Annotated in this window: 21 protein-coding genes; 8 read left to right on the plus strand and 13 right to left on the minus strand. The window is 72.7% G+C overall.

Annotation, left to right across the window (positions count from 1 at the left end; translation table 11 throughout):
* Window positions 1-201 precede the first annotated feature (201 nt).
* Window positions 202-684, plus strand: coding sequence for a hypothetical protein (locus ACIGG8_RS40110; RefSeq protein WP_350519043.1), 483 nt, complete (start codon window positions 202-204; stop codon window positions 682-684).
* A 323-nt stretch (window positions 685-1,007) separates the two neighbouring features.
* On the plus strand, window positions 1,008-2,282 hold the full coding sequence (locus ACIGG8_RS40115) for a multidrug effflux MFS transporter (RefSeq protein WP_396553510.1): 1,275 nt from the start codon (window positions 1,008-1,010) through the stop codon (window positions 2,280-2,282).
* Window positions 2,283-2,437: 155 nt separating this feature from the next.
* Here ACIGG8_RS40115 and ACIGG8_RS40120 read toward each other — a convergent pair whose 3' ends face one another.
* From ACIGG8_RS40120 to ACIGG8_RS40160, 9 genes are all read right to left on the minus strand, one after another.
* Complete coding sequence (locus ACIGG8_RS40120; protein WP_396553511.1) at window positions 2,438-4,180, minus strand: glycosyl hydrolase family 18 protein; 1,743 nt, start codon at window positions 4,178-4,180, stop codon at window positions 2,438-2,440.
* A gap of 554 nt (window positions 4,181-4,734) precedes the next feature.
* Window positions 4,735-5,313, minus strand: coding sequence for a hypothetical protein (locus ACIGG8_RS40125; RefSeq protein WP_396553512.1), 579 nt, complete (start codon window positions 5,311-5,313; stop codon window positions 4,735-4,737).
* Window positions 5,314-5,449: 136 nt separating this feature from the next.
* Window positions 5,450-6,394 carry an ABC transporter substrate-binding protein gene (locus ACIGG8_RS40130; RefSeq protein ID WP_396553513.1) on the minus strand — a complete coding sequence of 315 codons (945 nt, stop codon included), beginning with the start codon at window positions 6,392-6,394 and terminating at the stop codon, window positions 5,450-5,452.
* Between the two features lie 47 nt (window positions 6,395-6,441).
* The gene (locus ACIGG8_RS40135; RefSeq protein ID WP_396553514.1) at window positions 6,442-7,119 is read right to left on the minus strand and encodes an ABC transporter permease; all 678 of its coding nucleotides are present in this window, start codon (window positions 7,117-7,119) and stop codon (window positions 6,442-6,444) included.
* On the minus strand, window positions 7,116-7,784 hold the full coding sequence (locus ACIGG8_RS40140; RefSeq protein ID WP_396553515.1) for an ABC transporter permease: 669 nt from the start codon (window positions 7,782-7,784) through the stop codon (window positions 7,116-7,118). The genes ACIGG8_RS40135 and ACIGG8_RS40140 overlap by 4 nt, the downstream gene beginning before the upstream one ends.
* Window positions 7,774-9,093 carry an ABC transporter ATP-binding protein gene (locus ACIGG8_RS40145; protein WP_396553516.1) on the minus strand — a complete coding sequence of 440 codons (1,320 nt, stop codon included), beginning with the start codon at window positions 9,091-9,093 and terminating at the stop codon, window positions 7,774-7,776. Before ACIGG8_RS40145 ends, ACIGG8_RS40140 begins: the two co-directional genes overlap by 11 nt.
* A 391-nt stretch (window positions 9,094-9,484) precedes the next feature.
* Entirely contained in the window at window positions 9,485-9,871 is a 387-nt protein-coding gene (locus ACIGG8_RS40150) for a rhodanese-like domain-containing protein (protein WP_350519035.1), read from the minus strand.
* On the minus strand, window positions 9,865-10,392 hold the full coding sequence (locus tag ACIGG8_RS40155) for a cysteine dioxygenase (protein ID WP_396553517.1): 528 nt from the start codon (window positions 10,390-10,392) through the stop codon (window positions 9,865-9,867). The genes ACIGG8_RS40150 and ACIGG8_RS40155 overlap by 7 nt, the downstream gene beginning before the upstream one ends.
* A 193-nt stretch (window positions 10,393-10,585) precedes the next feature.
* Window positions 10,586-10,663 carry a putative leader peptide gene (locus ACIGG8_RS40160; protein ID WP_107086570.1) on the minus strand — a complete coding sequence of 26 codons (78 nt, stop codon included), beginning with the start codon at window positions 10,661-10,663 and terminating at the stop codon, window positions 10,586-10,588.
* 475 nt (window positions 10,664-11,138) lie between these two features.
* Here ACIGG8_RS40160 and ACIGG8_RS40165 point away from each other — a divergent pair, with 475 nt between their 5' ends.
* The 4 genes from ACIGG8_RS40165 (at window position 11,139) to ACIGG8_RS40180 (ending at window position 16,199) form a co-directional block, all read left to right on the plus strand.
* Complete coding sequence (locus tag ACIGG8_RS40165; RefSeq protein WP_350519033.1) at window positions 11,139-11,981, plus strand: nitrilase-related carbon-nitrogen hydrolase; 843 nt, start codon at window positions 11,139-11,141, stop codon at window positions 11,979-11,981.
* Window positions 11,982-11,992: 11 nt separating this feature from the next.
* On the plus strand, window positions 11,993-13,423 hold the full coding sequence (hydA, locus tag ACIGG8_RS40170; protein ID WP_396553518.1) for a dihydropyrimidinase: 1,431 nt from the start codon (window positions 11,993-11,995) through the stop codon (window positions 13,421-13,423).
* A 142-nt stretch (window positions 13,424-13,565) separates the two neighbouring features.
* Entirely contained in the window at window positions 13,566-14,579 is a 1,014-nt protein-coding gene (locus tag ACIGG8_RS40175; RefSeq protein ID WP_350519031.1) for a TIGR03842 family LLM class F420-dependent oxidoreductase, read from the plus strand.
* 39 nt (window positions 14,580-14,618) lie between these two features.
* Window positions 14,619-16,199, plus strand: coding sequence for an NCS1 family nucleobase:cation symporter-1 (locus ACIGG8_RS40180; protein ID WP_396553519.1), 1,581 nt, complete (start codon window positions 14,619-14,621; stop codon window positions 16,197-16,199).
* A gap of 114 nt (window positions 16,200-16,313) precedes the next feature.
* On the opposite strand, the gene ACIGG8_RS40185 is transcribed toward ACIGG8_RS40180, so the two are convergent.
* On the minus strand, window positions 16,314-17,558 hold the full coding sequence (locus tag ACIGG8_RS40185) for a glycosyltransferase (RefSeq protein ID WP_396553520.1): 1,245 nt from the start codon (window positions 17,556-17,558) through the stop codon (window positions 16,314-16,316).
* Window positions 17,559-17,741: 183 nt separating this feature from the next.
* On the opposite strand from ACIGG8_RS40185, the gene ACIGG8_RS40190 reads away from it, so the two are divergent.
* Both ACIGG8_RS40190 and ACIGG8_RS40195 read left to right on the plus strand, forming a co-directional pair.
* Complete coding sequence (locus tag ACIGG8_RS40190) at window positions 17,742-18,008, plus strand: GlsB/YeaQ/YmgE family stress response membrane protein (protein WP_350519028.1); 267 nt, start codon at window positions 17,742-17,744, stop codon at window positions 18,006-18,008.
* Window positions 18,009-18,197: 189 nt separating this feature from the next.
* On the plus strand, window positions 18,198-18,464 hold the full coding sequence (locus ACIGG8_RS40195; protein WP_396553521.1) for a GlsB/YeaQ/YmgE family stress response membrane protein: 267 nt from the start codon (window positions 18,198-18,200) through the stop codon (window positions 18,462-18,464).
* A 14-nt stretch (window positions 18,465-18,478) separates the two neighbouring features.
* Here ACIGG8_RS40195 and ACIGG8_RS40200 read toward each other — a convergent pair whose 3' ends face one another.
* From ACIGG8_RS40200 to ACIGG8_RS40210, 3 genes are all read right to left on the minus strand, one after another.
* Window positions 18,479-19,450: an ADP-ribosylglycohydrolase family protein gene (locus ACIGG8_RS40200; protein WP_396553522.1), complete on the minus strand. Its 972-nt coding sequence runs from the start codon at window positions 19,448-19,450 to the stop codon at window positions 18,479-18,481.
* Window positions 19,451-19,559: 109 nt separating this feature from the next.
* Window positions 19,560-20,147 carry a TetR family transcriptional regulator gene (locus ACIGG8_RS40205; RefSeq protein ID WP_350519025.1) on the minus strand — a complete coding sequence of 196 codons (588 nt, stop codon included), beginning with the start codon at window positions 20,145-20,147 and terminating at the stop codon, window positions 19,560-19,562.
* A gap of 119 nt (window positions 20,148-20,266) precedes the next feature.
* Complete coding sequence (locus ACIGG8_RS40210; RefSeq protein ID WP_396553523.1) at window positions 20,267-21,280, minus strand: aldo/keto reductase; 1,014 nt, start codon at window positions 21,278-21,280, stop codon at window positions 20,267-20,269.
* Window positions 21,281-21,372 lie beyond the last annotated feature (92 nt).

Consider the following 21,372-nt stretch of genomic DNA (forward strand, 5'->3'; position numbering starts at 1 on the left):
GGTGACGCTCCGCCGGAGCGGCACGGGCCACGATGGTTGCACCGGATGGCGCAGTGCGTCGGCCGGGCCGACAGAGCAGACCCAAGCGGATCCGAGCGGATCCAGATGGCTGCCGGCGGCGGACGCGGGGCGACGGAACCGGGCACGGACACCGGCCGAGAGCACCGGCCACGGACACGGACACGGAGAGGACAGTCGGGCATGAAGGGCATCGTGAGCAAGGTCGCGCTGGGAGTCGCGGGCACCGGCATGGCCGTGGCCGTGGCGGCCGTGGCAGTGGGTCCGAGGGTGTCCGACTGGTACGACGGCCGCCACCAGGAGCAGGCCTCGTACGAGACCGGCACCCAGGCCAAGGCCGACGGCCGCTCGATGCCGGCCTGGCTGCCCGACAACGCCTCCGGCGTGAAGTACCTGATGTCCACCACGGGCGACGACCGCCTGCTGCGCGCCACCCTCCCGGAGGGGCGGCTGCCCGTCGGCTGCACCACCGGGCTGCCGGGCAAGTCCGCGCACCCGGTGCCGATGACGCTCAAGGCCGGCTGGTTCCCGGAGGGCGTCGCGGCCAAGGCCAGCGGCACCTGCGGGCACTACAACGTGACGCTGACCGGCAACCAGCTCTACGCCTGGCAGGACGGCGCGGCGGTGCAGGCAGCCCTCCGCGCCGAGCACGCCGCCAAGCACTGAGCACCCACCGGGCGCCGTGCGCCGACCGGGTACTGAGCAGCCGCCGGGCCTGAGCAGCCACCGGGCCTGAGCGCCGGCAGGGTACGGAGCGCCGGCCGGCCCGGAGGCGGCGGAACGACCGATCGGGCCGGGGAAACAGACGGACCACCAAGCGGCCCGCCGGTCACCGAGAGGTGCGGGCGGGCCGCCCCCGTGCGTGTACGGTACGTCGGTGTGCGGGAGCGGCGACCGCACTCGGGTGCGCCCCCTGCTGTCGGAACCGGACCGGGCTGCGGTAGGACGGAGCGCGAACGACCCCCGTCGCCCCGTCCGTGAGGAGAGCCATGCCCGGCCCGACCGTCGGCCCCACCGATGACACGTCGACCGCAGCCGTCACCACACCCGCCGCCGGCCAGGCCGGCACCGGGTGGGCCACGATCGCCGTCCTGGGCGGCCTCACCGCACTCGGACCGCTCACCACCGACCTCTACCTCCCCGGCCTGCCCGCGATCGCCGACGACCTGGTGGCCGAACCGGCCGCCGTCCAGCTCACCCTCACCTTCTCGATGTTCGGGGTCGCGGCCGGGCAGATGCTCTTCGGACCGCTCAGCGACCGCTTCGGGCGCCGCCCGCCGCTGCTCGTCGGACTCGTCGTCTACACCCTGTCCAGCGTGGTGTGCGCGCTCGCGCCGAACCTGTCGGTCCTGATCGCCGCCCGTTTCGTCCAGGGCGCGGCGGGATCGGCCGGGCTGGTCATCGGGCGCGCCGTCTCCCGGGACCGCTTCCAGGGCGTCGCGCTGCTGCGCTTCCTCGCCTCGATCGCGCTGATATCGGGGCTGGCGCCGATCCTCGCCCCGATCATCGGCGCACAGCTGCTGCGGTTCACCTCGTGGCGCGGCACCTTCGGCACGCTCACCGCGCTCGGCCTGCTGCTCACCCTGGCCGCGTTCGGCGCGCTGCGCGAGACGCTGCCGCCGGAGACCAGGGAAGCCGGCGGGGTGGGCGCGACCCTGCGGGCGATGGGGCGGTTGCTGCGCAACCTGCCGTTCCTCGGGCTGGCGCTGACCAGCTCCCTCGCCTTCGGTGCGCTGTTCGGTTACATCAGCGGGTCCTCGACGGTGCTCCAGCACGTCTACCAGGTCTCGCCGCAGACCTACAGCCTGCTGTTCGGGCTGAACTCGGTGGCGATCGTGGTGATGACGCAGGTGAACGGGCGGGTGCTGGCGCCGCGTTGCACGGCGCGGGCGCTGATGCTGGGCAGCCTCGCGGTGGCGGTCGCCGCCGGGGCGGCGCTGGTGCTGCTGACGACGGTGTGGGACTTCGGGCTGGTCGGGTTCTGTGCGCCCCTGTTCGTGATGATGGGCAGCCTGGGGGTGCTCCTGCCGAACACCGCCGCGCAGGCGCTCGGCCTGGTCGAGCCGCAGGTCGCCGGCACCGCGTCGGCGCTGCTCGGGACGGGCAACTTCCTGGTCGGCGCGGTGGTCGCCCCGTTGAGCAGCCTCGGCGGGCGGCCGTCCGCGGTGCTGCTGGCCGTGGTGGTCCTGGTCTGCGGGCTGCTGGCGAGCACGGCGTACCTGGCGCTGTGCCGGCCGGCGCGGATGCGGGCGGCGGGGGCCTGAGGCGAAGTCGGACGGACGAACGGATGACAGCTGACAGATTTCAACATCTGTCAGCTGTCATCCGTCATCTGTTACTTGTTGGCCGTCATTCGTGGGCCGTCATTCGTGGGCCGTTCTTCACCGGCCGCCGGCCGTCATCCGTCCGGTGCCAGCCGCTACGCGATCGAGAAGTCGTCCCCGAACACGTTGCCCTGGCCGTACCAGCCGTGCAGGTACACGGTGACGGTGCCGGAGGCGCCGGTGGTGAAGGGGACGGACAGCTTGGTCCAACCGGCGGAGTTGGCCCAGGTGGCGGCGCTGGCACCGCCGCTGACCCCGACGTAGGCGTAGTTGCCCTGCACCCAACCGGACAGCGTGTAGCTCGTGTTGGGCTTCAGTGTGACGGTCTGGGAGCACTGGCCGGTCTGGCTCGCGGTGGCCGCGGCCTGCAGCGCGTGGGTGCCGGAGTGGGCCGGGGTGGAGACCACGGCGCCGCCGCTCTGGCAGGTCCACGGAGCGAGCGCACCGCTCTCCAGGTCACCGTTGACCACGCCGGTCGTCGGGGTGGTCCCGGTGACCGTCAGCGAGTAGGTCGTGGTGTGGGTGCCGGACGGCGCGGTGGCGGTCACGGTCAGCGGGTAGGTGCCCGCCGCCGCGGCCGAGGTGGTGGAGATGTTGAGTGTGGCGTTGTTCCCGGCGGTGACGCTGCCGGGGGTGACGGTGGCGGTGACGCCGGCCGGTGCCCCGCTGACCGAGAGGTTGACGTTCTGCGCCGAGCCTGCCGTCACGGCCGTCGCGATGGTCGCGGAGGTGGACGAACCGGCGCTGACCGTACCGGAGTTCGGGCTGACGGAGACCGAGAAGTCGTTGCTCACCGTCGAGCCGCTGGTGAACGGCGCGAAGATGTGGGTGAAGTCCCAGGTGTTCTGGTTGATGCCGGAGCAGGAGTCGCTCCCGGCCGTCCCGGGGCAGCCGCCGTTGTCGCGCTGCAGCGCCCAGAAGGACAGGGTGTTGATGCCCTTGGAGACCGCCCAGTTGTACACGGTGGTGGCGTTGGCCACGGTGAAGGTCTCGGCCGCCCCGTAGTCGTCGATGCCGAGCATCTCGGTGATCCCGATCGAACCCCACAGCTGGGCGGGGGTCTTGGACGGATAGAGCCTGGCCAGCTGGTTGTAGAGGCCCTGCGCGGAGGTCTGGGTGTCGGCCGCCATGTCGTGGGTGGCGCCGTCGTAGTAGTCGAAGGTCATCATGTTGACGACGTCGATCCGCGCGTTGTTGCTGACCGCGTTGCGCAGCACCGCGAGGCCGCTGTCGGCGAGCCCGCCGGTGGTGGTCGGAAGGGTGTAGGAGAACTGGATGCTCCGCCCCTTGGTGGCGGCCCAGTCCTGCACCAGCTTGATCGCCTTGTTGCGGCGGTCGATCCCGGCGGTGTTGGTCAGTGAGTTGTCCTCGATGTCGAGGTCGATCCGGCTGATGTCGTAAGTCGTGATGACGTTCTCGAAAGCGGCCGCGATCTGGTTGACGTCGGTGCAGCTGTCGGCCAGTTCGGTGCCGGTGTTGTCGGCGGTGTAGCCGCCGAAGGACGGGATCACGTCTCCGCCGTTGGCGCGGATGGTGGCGATGTCGGCGCCGAAGGTCGAGGAGGAGACCGGCATGGAGGAGTCGCCGTTCCAGTACGGCGTGCACGAGCCCTTGGTGGCGGCCTGCAGGAACGCCATGGTCAGGTGCTTGGCGCCGGACTGCGCGGCCAGCTGGGCCGGGCTCTGGCCGGTCCAGGCTTCGAAGTAGGGGGCGAAGACCCGGCTGGGGAGCGGGGTGGCGGCCTGGGCGGGGGCCGTTCCGACGGCGACCAGGCCGGCCGAGGCGGCCAGCGTGGCGCAGGCCGTCAGGGCGGCCTGGATCGTTCTGCGAAGACGCATGGATTCTCCAACAGACTTGGTGGGGCAGGACGTTGGGGAGGTGCGATCGATCCCGGGCGGGCGACCGTGTGGGGAGCGGCCGGGTGAGCCCTGGCCCGGGGATCGGATCGGGAGCGTGCGGTGTGCGGGCGTGCGGCGGTCCACCGACTCGCGTGGAGGCGGGCGGCGGCGCGTGTGCACGCGGCTGTACGGAGCGGGGGTGGAGCGGAACAGGGCAGGGCAGTGCCTCAGCCGCCGGTGGTCACACCCCCACAGTGCATCCCGGTCGGATCGACATGCTTATGTTTGGACTAGACCACTGGTCTGTCAAGAGACCTGACAGTTCGTCAGCATACGGCCCGGGCGGCCGTAGGGCGCGGATTGGCGGCCGGGGTGGAGGGGCCGCCCGGGGGAGCGTCACCGGGCGGAAGGAGACCGTGGCCGCGCACCCGGTGGGTGGGGCGCGGCCACGGCGGCCCGGCGCTCAGGACGCCGGGCGGTTCGGGGCGTCGCGGCGCGGGCGCCGCGAGCGGGGGTGGCGTGACGCGTGGGTCAGCGGTGGCGTGACGCGTGGGTCAGCGGGAGGCGGGGCAGAGCGTGGCGCGCAGTGCGTCGTTGATCTTGGCGGCGGTGTCCGGCCCGAAGCCCTGCGGGTGGTCGGGCGAGGTGAAGCGCTGGTTGGCCAGCTCGACCAGCTTCCCCTTGTCCTTGGGGAACTGGTACATCGACTGGCACTGGTTGCGCGCCCGGTCCACGGCCTGGTCCGGCTTGCCACCGACGATCGCCGGGTCGATCGCGTCCAGTGCGGCGACCAGCTTGCCGGTCAGGTCGGCGCCCGGCTTGGTGGGCAGCCCGGCGTCGGCGGGCGGGGCGGGCTTGGCCGGTGCGGGGGCTCCGGAGGCGCCGGCGTCGGCGGGCGCGGCGGGCGTGCCCGCAGAGCCGTCGGCCGTGGGGGCGGCCGTGCCGGGCGCGGGGGCCGCCGGCGTCGGGGCGGCGTCCGAGGGTGCGGCGGCCGGAGTGGTGGAGGCGGCGGTGGCGGTGGGGGAGCCGGCCGCGGAGGTGGCCTTGCCCGAGCTCGATCCGGAGCTGGAGCAGGCAGCGAGGCTCACCGCGGCGAGTGCCGTGAGGGTGGCGGCGAGGAGTCGAGTGCGCATGGCGCCCAGACTGTCATGTTCGCGGCGCGGAAGGGAAGGTCCCCGGGGAGTGCGGGCGGGGGCGCCGGGAACGGCGGACGGCGGCCCGGGGAGCGAGTCCCCGGGCCGCCGTCCGTCGTGCGGGTCGGACCGGTCGTCAGCCCAGGCCGTTGGACTTCAGCCAGTCCTTGGCCACCGCCGACGGGTCCTCCTTGTCCACCGCGACCCGCTTCATCAGCGCCGTCAGCCCCGCGGTGTCGAGCTTGGCCGACACCGCGTCGAGCGCCGCCGTCGCGGTGGCGTCCACGCCGGCCTTGTTGACCAGCGGGGTGATGTTCTGCGCGCCGAAGACGTTCTTCGGGTCGGCCAGCGGGACGAGCTTGTACTGGACGATCTTCGGGTCGGTGGTGAACACGTTGCCGACCTGGATGCCGCCGTCCTTGAGCGCGTTCGCGGTGGTGTCGGCGGTGGGCTTCCACTCCTTGAACGTCAGCGCGTAGACGTCCTTGAACTGCTGCTCGCGGCGGGACTTGAACTCCGGCGGGCCGCCGATGGTGAACTCGCCGGCCTTGGCGGCCAGGTCGTCGATGCTCTTGAGGTTGTACTTGGTGGCGGTCTCCTGGGAGACGCTGAGCGAGTCCTTGTCCTCGGCGGGGGAGGAGGCGAGGATCCCCAGCGAGGCGGGCAGCGTCTTGGCGAGCGCCGCGTTCACGTCCTGGGTGGTGACGGCGGTGGCCTTGGCGTCCAGGTAGGCGAGCAGCGCACCGTTGTACTCGGGCAGGACGGTGAGGTTGCCGCTCTGCAGCTGGCCGTAGAGCACCTCGCGGCTGCCGATGTTGAACTTCTCCTCGACCTTGACGCCCTTGGCCTTGAGGGCCTGCGAGTAGATCGAGCCGAGCAGCACGTTCTCGGGGAAGTTCGCGGAGCCGACGACCACCGTCGAACCGGAGCCGCCCGAACCGCCCGCCGCCGGGGCGCCTGATGCCGCCGAGGCGCTGGAACCCCCGCCGAGCGGGTCGCCGCCGGAGGAACCGCAGGCGGTGGCGCCGAGCGCGAGCGCGGCGAGCGTGCCGATCACGACCGCGCGTCGGCTTCGCTTCATTGTCGACATGGTGACAGATGTCCTTCCGGGAGGATGGGAGAGGTGGTTCAGCTGGCCCGCTGCTGGGCGCGCACCCCGGGCGGGAGCGCGAACCGGGCGAGCAGGGCGAAGAACAACTGGGCGCCGACCGCGAGCAGCACCACCAGCAGCGCCCCGCCCACGGTCACGGCGTACCTGCGGGTCGCCAACCCGTCGATGACGTAGCGGCCGAGCCCGCCCAGCCCGACGTAGGCGGCGACCGTGGCGGTCGCGATCACCTGGACGGTCGCGGTGCGGAAGCCCGCCAGCAGGGTCGGCGCGGCCGAGGGCAGGCAGACCTGCGTCAGCACCTGGGGGTGGGTCAGGCCGATGCCGCGCGCGGCGTCCCGGACGTCCGGGTCGGTGCCGCGCACCCCCTCGACGGCGGCCACCAGCAGCGGCGGCGCGGCGAGCGCGACCAGCGGGATCAGGACCGCGGTGTCGCCGACCCCGGCGAGCAGCACCGCCAGCGTCACCAGCCCGAGGGTGGGCAGGGCGCGGGCGGCCCCGGCCAGCGCGGTCACCACGGTGACACCGCGCCCGGTGTAACCGATCAGCAGCCCGAGCGGGACGGCGAGCAGCGCCGCGAACAGCACGGCCTCGCCGGAGAGCAGCAGGTGTTCGTAGACCCGGTGCACGATCGCGTCCGGGCCGCTGCGGTGGTCCGGGGAGGTGAAGAAGTCGCCCAGCCAGTCGAGCCAGTTCACGAGCCAGCCCCCTTCTCCCGGACGGCCCAGGGTGCGAGCACCCGCCGGGCCCCCACCAGCACCAGGTCGACGGCCAGCGCGAGGACGGCGATCAGCGCGATACCGGCCACGATCGGGGTCGGGAAGGTGCGCTGGAAGCCGTCGATGAACAGGTAACCGAGCCCGCCGCGCCCGACCAGCGCCCCGACGCTCGCCAGCGAGATGCTGGACACCGCCGCGACCCGCAGTCCGGCGATCAGGTACGGGACGGCGGCGGGCAGTTCGACCGAGGTCAGCCGGTGCCACGGCCCGTACCCCATCGCGGTGGCGGCCTGCCGGACGGCGTCCGGGACGGCGCGCAGCCCGTCCACGGTGGTCGGCAGCAGGACGGCGAGGGCGTAGAAGGTGAGCGGGATCATCACCGTCGCCTGGGTGGCGAGCCCGGTGTACGGGATCAGCACCACGAACACGGCCAGCGAGGGCAGTGCGTAGACGATGTTGAACACGGCGGACAACGGCTGGTAGAGCCGGGGGAAGCGGGTGCAGGCCAGGCCGAGCGGGACGGCCAGCAGCAGGCCGATGAGCACGGGGACGAGGGCGATCACGGCGTGGTCGGCGAGCAGGTGGCCGAGGTAGCCGAGGTGGCCGCCGATCCAGTACCAGCGGACGATCGGTTCATCGTCCACCGGAGGCCCCGTCCTGGCCGTCGCCGTTCCCGGTGGCGCCGTGCGCGTGGCCGCCGTTCTCGGTGGTGCCGTGCTCGTTGCCGCCGTTCCCGGTGGTGCCGTCCTGCCCGCCGCCGCCCCCGTTGCTGCTGTTCGAGGGCGGTGCGGCGGAGGGCCCGTCGGTGCGGACGGCGCCGTCGGCGCCCGGCCGGAGCGCGGCGAGGACGGCCTCGCGGCTCGCGGTGCCGGTGGCGCGGCCCTCGGCGTCCAGCGCGACCGCGACCCCGGCGGGGGAGAGGACGGCGGCGTCCAGCGCGGTGCGCAAGGTGTCGGTGTCCGGGCGGAAGCCGGCGGCCGGGTGCAGCTCGACGGTGACCGCGTCGCGGTCGATCCAGCCGATCGGGCGGCGCTCGTCGTCCAGCGCCAACTCCCAGCCCCCGTACCTGAGTCCGGCACCGGAGCTGTACCTGACTCCGCCACCGGAGCCGTTCGTGACGCCGCCTCCCGCGCCGTTCGTGACGCCGACCCCTGCGCCGTCCTTGAGCCCGTTGCCCAGGGGGCGCAGCACGACGGTGTGGGCGGGGCGCAGGCCGAGGCCGCGCAGACCGCGGTCACGGCCGAGGAAGGCGGCCACGCCGTCGTCGGCGGGGGTGGTGAGCAGGGTGTGCGGGTCGGCCAGCTGGGCGATCCGGCCGCGCTCGCGCAGCACCACCACCTGGTCGCCGAGCCGGACGGCCTCCTCGATGTCATGGGTGACGAACAGCACCGTCTTGTGCAGCTCGGACTGCAGCCGCAGCAGCTCCTCCTGGAGCCCGGCGCGCACGACCGGGTCGACGGCGCTGAACGGTTCGTCCATCAGCAGCACCGGCGGGTCGGCGGCCAGGGCGCGCGCCACGCCGACCCGCTGCTGCTGCCCGCCGGACAGCTGGAACGGGTACCGCTTGGCGGTCTCGGGTGCGAGCCCGACCAGTTCGAGCAGTTCGGCGGCCCGCGCGCGGGCCTTCTTGCGGTCCCAGCCGAGCAGGTAGGGGACGGTGGCGATGTTGTCGATCACCTTGCGGTGCGGGAACAGCCCGGCCTGCTGGATCACGTAGCCGATGCCGCGCCGCAGTTTGGCTGGCTCCAGCTCGGCGACGTCGGTGCCGTCCAGCAGTACGCGGCCCGAGGTGGGCTCGACCATCCGGTTGACCATGCGCAGCAGGGTGGTCTTGCCGCAGCCGGACGGTCCGACCAGGACGGTTATCCGACCGGTCGGGACCTCAAGGTCCAGGCCCTCGACGGCGACTGTGCCGTCGGGGTGGCGCTTTCCGGCGCCCTCGAATCTGATCACGGGGTGTTTCCTCGTCAGGGCGCCCGGAGGAGGCGGCGCCTGTGTCGGTCGGTCTTTCGGTTGTTGGCGGTTTGTCGACAAACAGCGGTGCGGATCGGTGCCGGTGGCGCTTGTCGTACCAACCGCCCCGGGCAATCCTCCGCCCGCGTGGCTGCCCAGGATCGGACCGGCGGAAACTCCGATCAGACTATGACCTGCATCATCTCCTGTCTCTGATTTACCGTCGGGCGCGTGCCGTGCGGCCGAGCCTGAGGCCGAGTCCGGGGCGGGAGCCTGGGCCAGGGCCGACACCCGGGCCGTGTCCCGGGCTCCCGTCCGCAGTCGGGAGCCCGGGGTCCGGGGTCCGGGGAGCCTGGGCCCGGCGAGTCCCGGCAGCCGCGGTGGTCCCGGGTCAGCCGCCCGGACGGGTCGGCAGACCGGCCGCCGCCCAGCCGACGAACCCGCCGTCCAGGTCGGTCGCCCGGTGCAGGCCCAGTTCACGGAGCGAGGCGGCGGCCAGGCTGGAGGCGTAGCCCTCCGAGCAGACCACGATCACCTCGATGTCGTAGCCCGCGGCCTCGGGGATCCGGTGACTGCCCGTCGGGTCGAGCCGCCACTCCAGCACGTTGCGTTCGATGATCAGCGAGCCCGGGATCTCCCCCTCGGCCGCCCGCTGGGCCGCCGGGCGGATGTCCACCAGCAGCGCTCCGTCCAGCTGCGCCTGGTACGCCTCCCGGGCGCGCGGACGGTGGACGCCCTCGCGGGCCCGCTCCACCAGGTCGTCGATCGTGGTCACCATAGCTCCGGTCCTTCCTCCGAGGTGCGCACGAGCCCTCCGGCCCGCAGGTCGTAGTGCGCCATCGAGCCCAGCGGGGGCGAGTAGGCGTGCAGCGTGACGGCCGGGCCGGACGCGGTGTTGCGCACGTCGTGCACGTACTCGGGGCCGAAGGCGCGGGCGGTGCCTGCCGGCACCCGGCGGATCAGCAGGCCCTGGTCCGGACCGCCGAGGGACAGCTCTTCCAACTCGCCGAGGGCGACGGTGAACGCGCCGCGGGAGCCGCCGTGGTCGTGGAAGCCGGTGGACTGGCCGGGGAGCCAGCTGATCAGCCACACCTCGTGGTCGTCCTCGGCCACCAGGCGCCGGTACCAGCGCTCCTCGGTGGCGAGGCGGACGTGGTGGATCCACCGGTCGGGCTGCTCGGCCAGCTCGCGGACGATGGTCCGCAGGGTGCCGGGGCTGAGCGGGGCGCGGGCGTCCACCGCGGGGGGCGTGGTCGTCGGGGGCTCGGAGACGGGGGCCGGGCCGGTGTGCAGGCTCATCAAGGCGTCCTCGGGTGCGCGGGAACGTCGGCGGGGTGTGCCCGGGGGCGGCGCGGGGCGGCGGGCGCGGGCCGACGGAGCGGCCCGGTACGCACGGGGTGCGCCGGGGTGCGGGCAGGAAGGTCAGGACTGCGGGTGCGCGGCGTGGGCCCTGGCAGACGTCACAGGGCGGGACCGGCGGGGGAGTGCGAGGTCAACAGGCACAGATGGAACTCGCCTGGCGTCGCAGATCGACGTGCAGGCGGCAGACCAGAGTGGCGCCGGAGTCCATGTCCGGGATCCTTGCCGAGCGAACCGGACGAAGTCAAGCCGCGCCGACCGTCCGTCGATCTTCCGCCGTGCGCTGTCCGCCGCTCTTCCGTGGTCTCTCCGTCGGTCTTCCGTCGTCCGTCCGTCGGTCCTCGGCCGCCGTCCGTCGGTCTTCGGCCGCCCGCTCGCCGACCGCCGCCGCGGCGGCCGAACGGGAACGCGGTGGCTCGAATGAGTAAGGAGGCTACGGACGGGGTAGATGAGCTTTTCATCCCATCCACGGCCGCCCGCGTGTCCGCACAACGAGATCGCCCCAGACGCGTTTCCGCCGACGTATTGTCAGGCCACCAAGGCCCGGCCTACCGTCAACAGATCGCTTTCTACGCACGTAGACCCTGCGGATCCCCGAGCGGACCCGTAGGTGAGACCCGCCCCGTCAACCATCTCACCGCGGGCCCGACCGTAACGGCCGGGCCGCGGAGTTGCGGAGGTTCCCCATGTCGCAGATCGTCCGTGCCGCCCTCGTCCAGACGCGTTGGACCGGTGACCAGGAGAGCATGATCGCCCTCCACGAGCGGTACGCCCGCGAGGCCGCCGCCCAGGGAGCGCAGATCATCGGCTTCCAGGAGGTCTTCAACTCCCCGTACTTCTGTCAGGTCCAGGAACCCGAGCACTACCGGTGGGCCGAGGCCGTCCCGGACGGGCCGACCGTACGCCGGATGCAGGACCTCGCCCGCGAACTCGGGCTGGTGATCGTCGTCCCGGTCTACGAGGAGGAGCAGACCGGCGTCTACTTCAACACCGCCGCCGTGATCGACGCCGACGGCAGCTACCTCGGCAAGTACCGCAAGCACCACATCCCGCAGGTCAAGGGCTTCTGGGAGAAGTACTACTTCAAGCCCGGCAACCTCGGCTGGCCGGTGTTCGACACCGCCGTCGGCAAGGTCGGCGTCTACATCTGCTACGACCGCCACTTCCCCGAGGGCTGGCGCGCGCTGGGCCTGGCCGGCGCGCAGATCGTCTACAACCCCTCCGCCACCAGCCGCGGGCTGTCCGCCTACCTCTGGCAGCTCGAACAGCCCGCCGCCGCCGTCGCCAACGAGTACTTCGTCGCCGCCATCAACCGGGTCGGCACCGAGGAGTACGGCGACAACGACTTCTACGGCACGTCCTACTTCGTCGACCCGCGCGGCCAGTTCGTCGGCGACGTCGCCTCCGACAAGGAGGAGGAACTCGTCGTGCGCGACCTCGACCTCGGCCTGATCGAACAGGTCCGACAGCAGTGGGCGTTCTACCGCGACCGCCGCCCCGACGCCTACGGACCGCTCGCCGAGGCCTGAGGAGCAGCGCGATGACCACCCGCGACCCGCAGCAGCGCACCGTCGTCCGCGGCGGCCTCGTCATCACGGCCACCGAGGAACTCCACGCCGACGTCCTGATCGAGGGCGAGCGCGTCGCCGCCCTCGCCGCCACCGGCAGCTCCGCCGCGGAGGCCTGGACCGCCGACACCGTCATCGACGCCGCCGGCCACTACGTCATCCCGGGCGGTGTCGACGCCCACACCCACATGGAGCTGCCGTTCGGCGGCACCGCGGCCTCCGACACCTTCGAGACCGGCACCCGGGCCGCGGCCTGGGGCGGCACCACCACCATCGTCGACTTCGCCGTCCAACCGGTCGGCGGCTCGCTGCGCGAGGGCCTGGACAGCTGGCACGCCAAGGCCGACGGCAACTGCGCCGTCGACTACGCCTTCCACACCATCGTCTCCGACGTCAACGACGGCGTGCTCAAGGAGATGGACGCCCTCGTCGACTCCGGCGAGTCCACCTCCTTCAAGCTCTTCATGGCCTACCCCGGCGTCTTCTACAGCGACGACGGCCGCATCCTGCGCGCCATGCAGCGCGGCGCCGCCAACGGCGGGCTGATCATGATGCACGCCGAGAACGGCATCGCCATCGACGTCCTGGTCGAACAGGCGCTCGCCGCCGGACACACCGCCCCGCGCTACCACGGCGAGGTGCGCCGCGAACTGCTGGAGGCCGAGGCCACCCACCGGGCGATCAAGCTCGCCCAGGTCGCCGGCAGTCCGCTCTACGTGGTGCACGTCTCCGCGGCCGCCGCCCTCGCCGAGCTCGCCCGGGCCCGCGACGAGGGGCTCAACGTCTTCGGCGAGACCTGCCCGCAGTACCTCTTCCTCTCCACCGACAACCTCGCCGAGGAGGGCGCGGACGGCTTCGAGGGCGCCAAGTACGTGTGCAGCACACCGCTGCGACCGCGCGAGCACCAGGAAGCGCTCTGGCGCGGCCTGCGCACCAACGACCTCCAGGTGGTCTCCACCGACCACTGCCCGTTCTGCTTCGTCGGACAGAAGGAGCTCGGGCGCGGCGACTTCTCGAAGATCCCCAACGGCCTTCCGGGCGTGGAGAACCGGATGGACCTGCTCCACCAGGCCGTCGTGGACGGGCACATCAGCCGGCGCCGCTGGGTCGAGATCGCCTGCACCACGCCCGCCCGGATGTTCGGGTTGCACCCGCGCAAGGGCACCATCGCGCCGGGCGCCGACGCCGACCTCGTCGTCTACGACCCCACGGCGGTGCAGACCGTCTCCGCCGCGACCCACCACATGAACGTGGACTACTCCGCGTACGAGGGCCGCCAACTCACCGGCCGGGCGCGGACGGTGCTCTCGCGGGGCACCGTCGTGCTGGACGGGGACACCTGGCTCGGCCGGGCCGGGCACGGCACCTTCCTGCGCCGCGACACCTGCCAGTACCTGCTCTGATCCGCGGCCCGCGCCGTGCGGACGTCCGCTCCCTTCGTACGTCCGCTCCCTTCCGTATCCGCACGTCTTCTTGTCGACCAGCCGCCGCCCGGGCCCGACCGGCGGTCGGGCGGCGGTCCCACCCTTGTCATGGGAGCCAGTCATGGACATCGGCCTCGTCCTGCAGACCGACCCGCCCGCCCGCCTGCTCATCGACCGGATGATCCGTGCCGAACGGGCCGGGTTCAGCCACGGCTGGACCTTCGACTCCTGCGTGCTGTGGCAGGAGCCGTTCGTCATCTACAGCCGCATCCTCGCCGAGACCGAACGCCTGACCGTCGGCCCGATGGTCACCAACCCCTCGACCCGCACCTGGGAGGTCACCGCCTCCCTGTTCGGCACGCTCAACGACATGTTCGGCAACCGTACGGTCTGCGGGATCGGCCGGGGCGACTCCGCCATGCGGGTCGCCGGACGCCACCCGGCCACGCTCGCCCGGCTCTCCGAAGCCATGCACGCCATCAAGGAGTTGGCGGAGGGGCGGACCGTCGAGGTGGACGGCACCGAGATGCACCTGCCGTGGGTCGGCGAGGGCGCCTCGCTGCCGATCTGGATGGGCGCCTACGGGCCCAAGGCACTGGCGCTGACCGGCCGCCAGGCCGACGGTTTCATCCTGCAGTTGGCCGACCCCTACCTCACCGAGTTCATGATCAAGGCGGTGCGGGCGTCCGCCGTCGAGGCGGGTCGGGACCCGGATTCGGTCACCATCTGCGTCGCCGCCCCCGCCTACGTCACCGCCGACGACTCGCCCGCCGCCCTCGCCCACGCGCGGGAGCAGTGCCGCTGGTTCGGCGGGATGGTCGGCAACCACGTCGCCGACCTGGTCAACCACTACGGCGAGCACTCCGATCTGGTGCCGGAGGCGCTCACCGACTACATCAAGGGCCGCCAGGGCTACGACTACAGCCACCACGGCCGGGCCGGGAACCCGGACACGGCCTTCGTCCCGGACGAGATCGTGGACCGCTTCTGCCTGATCGGCCCGGCCGAGGTGCAGCGCGAGCGCCTGGCGGAACTCCGCTCGCTCGGCGTCGACCAGTTCGCCGTCTACGCCATGCACGACGCGATCGAGAGCACCATCGACGCCTACGGGACGGACGTCATCCCCCACTTGTGACCTGCCTGTGAATCCAGGTGCGGCAGACGGGAGTTGCCCATGGCCCACACCGCGACCGGCGACGGACGGCAGTGGCAGCACCCCGACGGACGGGTCGAACTCGACCCGGCCGCAGGGGAGTTGCCCGACAACGGCTTCACCAGCGACGACCTGCGGCCGGTCCCGGTGGCGCGGCGCACCTGGTCCACGTACAACTTCCTCGCGCTCTGGGTCGGCATGGCCCACAACATTCCTTCGTGGACCCTGGCCTCGGGCCTGGTCGCGATCGGCATGGACTGGAAGCAGGCGGTGCTGACCATCGCACTCGCCAACCTGATCGTGCTGGTGCCGATGCTGCTCACCGGGCACGCCGGCACCAAGTACGGCATCCCGTTCCCGGTGTTCGCCCGGGCCTCGTTCGGGCTGCGCGGCGCCAACCTGCCCGCGCTCCTCCGGGCGGCCGTCGCCTGCGCCTGGTTCGGCATCCAGACCTGGATCGGCGGGGAGGGCATCTTCCTGCTCGCGGGCAAGCTGTTCGGTGAATCATGGCGGACCGCAGGGGAGTTGGGCGGGTACCCGTGGACGCAGTGGCTGTCCTTCCTGGTGTTCTGGGTGATCGAGATGCTCATCATCGCCCGGGGGATGGAGGCACTGCGGCGCTTCGAGAACTGGGCGGCGCCGTTCGTCATCGTCGGCGCGCTCGCGCTGCTCGGGTGGATCACCGTCAAGGCGGGCGGGTTCGGACCGCTGCTCGACCAGCCGTCCGCGCTGGGGTGGGGCCGCGAGTTCTGGAGGGTCTTCTTCCCGGCGCTGATGGGCATGATCGGGTTCTGGTCCACCCTGGCGCTCAACATCCCGGACTTCACCCGCTTCGGCGGCAGCCAGCGGGCGCAGATCCGCGGGCAGGCGCTCGGCCTGCCGACCACGATGACGCTCTTCGCGCTCCTGTCCGTGCTGGTCACCTCGGGCTCCCAGGCCGTGTACGGCGAACCGGTGTGGGACCCGATCCGGCTCGCCGCGAAGATGGAGAACCCGGCGGGCATCCTGTTCGCGCTGCTGACCGTCCTGGTCGCGACGCTGTCGGTGAACATCGCCGCCAACGTCGTCTCGCCGGCCTATGACCTCACCAACCTGCTGCCGCGGTTCGTGAACTTCCGCACCGGGGCGCTGATCACGGGCGTGGTCGGGATCGCGATCTTCCCGTGGCGGCTGATCGCCGACCCGCACGTCTACATCTACACCTGGCTGGGCGTGGTCGGCGGGCTGCTGGGCACCGTCGCCGGCGTCCTGATCGCGGACTACTGGCTGCTGCGCGGCACCCGCCTCCGGCTCGCCGAGCTGTACCGGCCGGGCGGGGCGTACTGGTACGCGGCGGGGTGGAACTGGCGGGCCGTGGTGGCCCTGCTGGTGGGCGGCCTGCTTGCCGTCGGGGGCTCCTACTCCACGGTGGACGCCCACGGTGTCGCGCAGGGCCCGTTCCCGGCGAACGGCCTCATCCCCCTCCTCAAGCCGCTCGCCGACTACGGCTGGGCCGTGGGCCTCGCGGCTGCGGCGAGCCTCTATGTGCTCCTCAACCTCGGCCGGCGGGCCGGGGCTGAGGCCGGGGCCGGGGCCGGGTCCGAGCCCGGGGCTGAGGCCTGAGGGCGGCGGGCGGACGGGTGGCGGCGAACAGCTGACAGATTTCGAAATCTGTCAGCTGTTCTCTGTTTGCTGATCGTTGTTCGTTGTCATCTGTCGCGCGCCGCCTGCCGCTCGTCACGATCCTGCTGCCGCCCGCTCGACGGCGGCGAGGACCTTTGCGGCGCCGTCCTCGGCGGCGAGGGTGGCGGCGACGGCGCGGGCGCGGGTGCGGTGGTGCGGGGTGTCCAGGGTGCGGCGGAGGGCGGCGGCGAGCCGGTCGGGGGTGAGGGACCGGAGCGGTACGGGGCCGGGGGAGACCCCGAGGGCGGCGAGCCGGGCGGACCAGAAGGGGGCGTCCAGCTGGGCGGGGACGGGCACGGTGGGCGTCCCGGAACGGAGGGCGGCGGCCGTGGTGCCGGCGCCGGCGTGGTGGACCACCGCGGCGGTGCGGGGGAACAGCCAGTCGTGCGGGGTGTCGCCGATGGTCAGCACGGTGTCCGAGTCCTCGGCGGCCAGGCCGCTCCAGCCCGTCTGCAGGAGGAGTCGCACCCGGGCGCTGCGAGCCGCCGCGAGGACGGTGGCGGTGAGTCGCTCGGGATCCGGGACGACCAGGCTGCCGAAGCCGACGAAGACCGGTGGCGGACCGGCGGCGAGGAAGTCGAGGAGCCTGGCCGGGGGTTGCCAGCCGGGCTGTGCAGCCGGCCACCAGTAGCCCGCCACGTCCAGCCGGGGGTGCCAGTCGGTCGGGCGGGGGACGACCGTCGGCGAGAAGCCGTGCAGGACGGGGTGGTTGCGTCGGGCCCGGGCGATGCCGAGTGGCGGCAGGCCGAGCCGACGGCGCAGCCCGCGTACGGCCGGGACGAACAGCTGGTCGGTGGCGGCCTGGACGGCGTGCCCGGCGAGCAGGTTGCCGGGTCGGGAGAGCGACCGGGCGCCCGTGACGGCGGGCGCGAACTCCCTGGTGGGGGCGATGGGTTGAAGGAACAGTCCGATGGTGGGGACGTCGGCGGCCTCGGCGGCGACCTGGCCGAGCGCGCTGGTGGTGCTGGTGGTCAGCAGGAGGTCGGTGCCGAGCGCGACGGCCTCGGCGATGCCGTCACCGAGTGCGGGCATGAACTTCCGGCCAAGTCGCAGGAGTTGGAGGACAGCCCCCGGTCCGCTGCCGGCCTTCAGCAGCCGCCGCCCCTGTTCGGAGGCGAGTTCGGCGCGCGGGTCGACCGGCAACGCCCGGAACTCCAGCCCGGCCGCTCGCACGGAATCGGCGAAGGCGGTGTGGGTGGCGACGGCCACCTGGTGGCCGGCCGCCCGCAGACGGACCCCGAGCCCGGTGAAGGGGGCCACGTCGCCGCGGGACCCGGCGGTGGCGATCAGGATGCGCATGGCCGCAGTATTCCGGCGCGGGCGGCCCTCAGGAAGGACACCACGCAGGGTGGGACGGGGAAGGGCCGTGGCCGGTCCCGGGTGCGGCGCCCCGCACCGTCGGAACCGCGCGGCGGGAGGCGGCGTCCTTCGGGGCAGAGCGGACGGAACGGGGCCGTCGCGCCGGGACGGGAAGGAAGACTGATGAGCATCGTCGCGTGGATCGTGCTGGGCCTGGTGGCGGGTGCGCTGGCCAAGCTGCTGCTGCCGGGGAAGGACCCGGGCGGCCTGATCGTGACCACCCTGATCGGCATCGCCGGATCCTTCGTCGGCGGCTGGATCGCCTCGCACTTCATGCACCGGTCGATCAATGCGCACTTCTTCGACGGTGCGACCTGGGCGTCGGCGATCGGCGGAGCGCTGGTGCTGCTGATCGGCTACCGGCTGCTGTTCGGCAACTCGCGCCGCTAGGGCCCGTCTTCAAGCCCCCGTCGTCCGCCCGAAGGGCGGGCGGGGAGGCGTTCCGGCGCGGGGTCGTCCGGTGGCCGGTTCGGGTCGGTCGTCGCGGGTACCGGAAACCAAGCAGCCCCCTCCGGCGTCCTTCGGACCGGACCCGGTGTCTCGACGGGGCCGTCACGCCGATGACGCGAGGGGCGACTGATGAGCTGGATGGCGTGGATCGTGCTGGGCCTGGTGTCGGGGACCTTGGCCAGGATGGCGATGCCGGGGAAGGGCGAGCGCGGTCTGATCGGGACCACCCTGATCGGCATCGCCGGCTCCTACGTCGGCACCTGGATCGTTCTGCACTGGATGCACGGGTCGGTGAAGGTGAGCTTCCTCGACCTGACGACCTGGGTGTCGGCCATCGGCGGCGCGGTGGTGCTGCTGTTCCTCTACGGGGTGCTGCTGCGCATCGTGCGGCGCTGACCGCTCGGCCGGTCCTACTGGTCGCCTGACGCGCCCGGCCCGTCTGGCGAGCCCGGCCCGTCTGGCGAGCCCGGCCCGTCCGCGGTGCCCGTGACCCAGGCCGGCAGCGCTTCGCGGGCGTCCAGCCAGGCGGCCGGGACGTCGGCGAGTCCGGTACGGGCGGCGACCACACCGGCGGCGATCGCGCAGGTGGTGTCCTGGTCGCCCCAGCCCTCCAGGGTGTGCCAGAGGGCCTCGGGCAGCGAGTCCGGGTGCCCGGCGGCGGACCACAGGGCGAACGGGACGGTGTCCGGGGCGGAGATCAGGGCCCCGGATCCGAGCACGCCGGCGGCGTGCCGGACGCTGGTGTGCTCGGGCAGCCGGGCGGCGATCCGCAGGCCGGAGCGGACGTCGCTGTCCGGCAGCCGTCCGGCGACCTCGGTCAGCAACTCGGCCCGGCCGGGCGGGGTCCCGCCCCGGCTCCGCACGGCGAGCGCGGCCGCGAGGGCGACCGCCACCGAGCCGACGACCGCCTCCGGGTGGAAGTGCGTGGTGAGCGCCTGCAGTTCGGCCTGCCGGGCCACCGCGTCCAGGTCGTCGGCGAACCAGGCACCCAGCGGGGCGACCCGCATCGCGGCACCGTTCCCGTACGATCCCTGGCCCTCGAACTGGCCCGCGGTGATGGCGCGCCAGTCCCCGCCCGCCCCGATCCCGCGCAGCACCCGGTGCATCGACGGGCCGTACTTGCGGCCGTACTCGCGGGCGTACTCGGCGGCGAACTCCCCGGCCAGCGCGTTCTGTCGGACCTCGCCGTGGGCGGCCAGGTGGCGGACCAGCACGAGAGCCATCGCGGTGTCGTCGGTCCAGTGCCAGGGGGCGGGGCGGGGCAGCCGCGCGGCGAGGGCGGCGGGCGCCTCGTCCACCGGGACCGAGAACCAGCGGTCGCCGAAGGCATCGCCGAGGGCGAGCCCCTGCAGGCTGTCCAGGACCGGGCCGGCCGCACGCATGTCATCCTCCGAGTGAGATCGATGGTGCGGGCAGTCTGCCGGACGGCCGAGGCGCCGGCGACCGGATATCCCTCCGGGCGTCGGCGCCTCGATCGTTCGGGGTGGTGCGTCACTTGGCCCTGAGGCCGCCGAGGACGAGCTTCCAGACGGCCTCGAAGCGGTCGTCGGCCTCCGGCGCCGACCAGGTGGCCGCGTAGGCCGGGTCGTGGAACGGGGCGGTGGCGTCGAAGACGGCGCGGGCGGTGTTCAGGATGTGGGCCAGCTTGAACTCCTTGCCGTCGATGCCGTCCTGGACGATCTGCGCGATCTGCTTGACCAGGGTGTCGATGTGCGCGTCGACGGTGCCGCTGTTCTCCTCGACCAGCACCATGTACGTGGCGAACAGCTCCGGGTCGTCGAGCGCCTTCTTCCGCTTGGCCGCGAACAGCGTCGTCAGCCAGCGGTGCAGGCGCTCTGCGGCGGAGCCGCCCTCGGTGGAGATGGCCGCGAGTCGGTGGTGCGCCTGGTCGAGCCAGCGCTGGGTGACCGCCTCGCGCAGCGCGGCCTTGCTCGGGAAGTGGCGGTAGACGCTGCTGTGGCTGACGCCGAGGATCCGGGCGACGTCCACGACGGTGGCCTTGGCCGGGCCGAACCGCCGGAGGACGTCCTCCGCCGCGATGAGGATCTGCTCGGCGGTGAGTGTGGTGTCCGTGGTCACGGGGGAGGTCCGTCCTTAGGGTCGTCCGGTTGGTGCGGCGGTGCGGTGATGCTGTTGTGCTGTGGTCCGGCGGTGCGGTTGTTCGCGGCTGCGCCTGTTGCTGTTCCGGCCCGGGCCGGTCAGCGCTCGCTGTCCAGGTGGGCCATCTGGGCGGCAGCGTACCGGTCACCTGCGGCGGAGCCGGCGGGGACGGCCGCCTCGATGGCGGCGAGGTCGGCCTCGGTCAGGGTGAGGTCGAGGGAGCCGAGGGCCTCGGTCAGGCGCTCCCGGCGGCGGGCGCCGACCAACGGGACGACGTCCTGCCCGCGCGATGCCACCCAGGCGATGGCGACCTGGGCCACGCTCGCGTCCTTCGCGGCGGCGATCGTGCGCAGCGCCTCGACCAGCGCCAGGTTGTGGGCCAGGTTCTCGCCCTGGAAGCGCGGGCTGTGGCTGCGGAAGTCGGTGCCGGCGAGGTCGCGGTCCGGGTTCCAGTGGCCGCTGAGCAGACCGCGGGAGAGCACGCCGTACGCGGTGACGCCGATGCCCAGCTCGCGGGCGGCGGGGAGAACGGCGGCCTCGATCGAGCGGCTGAGCAGGGAGTACTCGATCTGCAGGTCGCTGATCGGGTGGACGGCGGCGGCGCGGCGCAGGGTGTCGGCGCCGACCTCGGAGAGGCCGATGTGCCGGACGTAGCCGCCCTTCACCAGGTCGGCGATGGCGCCGACGGTCTCCTCGATCGGGACCTTCGGGTCGAGGCGGGCCGGCCGGTAGACGTCGACGTGGTCGGTGCGCAGGCGGCGCAGGGTGTAGGTCAGCGCGGTCTTGGTGGCGGCGGGGCTGGCGTCGTAGCCGAGCCACTGGCCGTCGGGGCCGCGCTGGGCACCGAACTTCACGCTGATCTGCACGCTCTCGCGGTCGCGGCCGCGCAGGGCCTCGTGGATCAGCAGCTCGTTGTGGCCCATGCCGTAGAAGTCGCCGGTGTCGAGGAGGGTGATCCCGGCGTCGAGGGCGGCGTGGATGGTGGCGATGCTCTCGGCCTCGTCGGCCGGGCCGTACAGGTCGGACATGCCCATGCAGCCGAGGCCGAGGGTCGAGGTGACGGGCCCGGTGGTGCCGAGGCGGCGCTGTGCGGGGCGGGTGGTGGAGGACATGCGTACTCCCGGAGGGGTGGTGGGGCAGGGTGGCCCGGTTGCCACTATGGCACGACGGCGAACAGATTTCAAAATCTGTTCGCTGTCGTCTG

It is taken from the genome of Kitasatospora sp. NPDC085464, from assembly GCF_044541955.1.
Taxonomy (GTDB): Bacteria; Actinomycetota; Actinomycetes; order Streptomycetales; family Streptomycetaceae; genus Kitasatospora.

Bases quoted from the DNA above. Each gene is read 5' to 3' on its own strand.
- ACIGG8_RS40125 (WP_396553512.1), bottom strand. From the start codon at position 5,313: ATGCGCACTCGACTCCTCGCCGCCACCCTCACGGCACTCGCCGCGGTG.
- ACIGG8_RS40165 (WP_350519033.1), top strand. From the start codon at position 11,139: ATGTCGCAGATCGTCCGTGCCGCCCTCGTCCAGACGCGTTGGACCGGT.
- ACIGG8_RS40115 (WP_396553510.1), top strand. From the start codon at position 1,008: ATGCCCGGCCCGACCGTCGGCCCCACCGATGACACGTCGACCGCAGCC.
- ACIGG8_RS40195 (WP_396553521.1), top strand. From the start codon at position 18,198: ATGAGCTGGATGGCGTGGATCGTGCTGGGCCTGGTGTCGGGGACCTTG.
- ACIGG8_RS40120 (WP_396553511.1), bottom strand. From the start codon at position 4,180: ATGCGTCTTCGCAGAACGATCCAGGCCGCCCTGACGGCCTGCGCCACG.
- hydA (WP_396553518.1), top strand. From the start codon at position 11,993: ATGACCACCCGCGACCCGCAGCAGCGCACCGTCGTCCGCGGCGGCCTC.
- ACIGG8_RS40200 (WP_396553522.1), bottom strand. From the start codon at position 19,450: ATGCGTGCGGCCGGCCCGGTCCTGGACAGCCTGCAGGGGCTCGCCCTC.
- ACIGG8_RS40130 (WP_396553513.1), bottom strand. From the start codon at position 6,394: ATGAAGCGAAGCCGACGCGCGGTCGTGATCGGCACGCTCGCCGCGCTC.
- ACIGG8_RS40185 (WP_396553520.1), bottom strand. From the start codon at position 17,558: ATGCGCATCCTGATCGCCACCGCCGGGTCCCGCGGCGACGTGGCCCCC.
- ACIGG8_RS40210 (WP_396553523.1), bottom strand. From the start codon at position 21,280: ATGTCCTCCACCACCCGCCCCGCACAGCGCCGCCTCGGCACCACCGGG.
- ACIGG8_RS40175 (WP_350519031.1), top strand. From the start codon at position 13,566: ATGGACATCGGCCTCGTCCTGCAGACCGACCCGCCCGCCCGCCTGCTC.
- ACIGG8_RS40190 (WP_350519028.1), top strand. From the start codon at position 17,742: ATGAGCATCGTCGCGTGGATCGTGCTGGGCCTGGTGGCGGGTGCGCTG.
- ACIGG8_RS40150 (WP_350519035.1), bottom strand. From the start codon at position 9,871: ATGGTGACCACGATCGACGACCTGGTGGAGCGGGCCCGCGAGGGCGTC.
- ACIGG8_RS40160 (WP_107086570.1), bottom strand. From the start codon at position 10,663: ATGGACTCCGGCGCCACTCTGGTCTGCCGCCTGCACGTCGATCTGCGA.
- ACIGG8_RS40155 (WP_396553517.1), bottom strand. From the start codon at position 10,392: ATGAGCCTGCACACCGGCCCGGCCCCCGTCTCCGAGCCCCCGACGACC.
- ACIGG8_RS40110 (WP_350519043.1), top strand. From the start codon at position 202: ATGAAGGGCATCGTGAGCAAGGTCGCGCTGGGAGTCGCGGGCACCGGC.
- ACIGG8_RS40180 (WP_396553519.1), top strand. From the start codon at position 14,619: ATGGCCCACACCGCGACCGGCGACGGACGGCAGTGGCAGCACCCCGAC.